Consider the following 679-nt stretch of genomic DNA (forward strand, 5'->3'; position numbering starts at 1 on the left):
CATCGACACCCTGACGTTCACGATCTGTACCGGTCAGGAGGAGTCCCGCAGGGACGGTATCGCGACGATCGAGGCGATCCGGGAGCTGAAGCGCCGCCACCCGGACGTGCAGACCACGCTCGGCCTGTCGAACATCTCCTTCGGTCTGAACCCGGCCGCCCGCATCCTCCTCAACAGTGTGTTCCTGGACGAGTGTGTGAAGGCGGGTCTGGACTCGGCGATCGTGCACGCCTCGAAGATCCTGCCGATCGCCCGGTTCGGTGAGGAGGAGGTCACCACCGCCCTCGACCTGGTCTACGACCGGCGCCGTGAGGGTTACGACCCGTTGCAGAAACTGATGCAGCTGTTCGAGGGCGCCACCGCGAAGTCGCTGAAGGCGGGCAAGGCCGAGGAACTCGCCGCCCTCCCGCTGGAGGAGCGCCTCAAGCGGCGGATCATCGACGGGGAGAGGAACGGCCTGGAGGCCGATCTGGACGCGGCTCTGGCGGACCGGCCGGCTCTCGACATCGTCAACGACACCCTCCTGGACGGGATGAAGGTGGTCGGTGAGCTGTTCGGCTCGGGGCAGATGCAGCTGCCGTTCGTGCTGCAGTCCGCCGAGGTGATGAAGTCGGCGGTGGCGTATCTGGAGCCGCACATGGAGAAGTCGGACGCCGCGGGCAAGGGCACGATCGTGCTG

1 protein-coding gene is annotated in these 679 nt (G+C 66.6%); it reads left to right on the forward strand.

Annotation, left to right across the window (positions count from 1 at the left end; genetic code table 11):
* Window positions 1-679: B12-binding domain-containing protein (locus BIV23_RS45240; protein WP_177240275.1), on the forward strand; the 679-nt coding region annotated here is incomplete at both ends.

The organism is Streptomyces monashensis (assembly GCF_001866665.1).
Classification (GTDB): Bacteria; Actinomycetota; Actinomycetes; order Streptomycetales; family Streptomycetaceae; genus Streptomyces; species Streptomyces monashensis.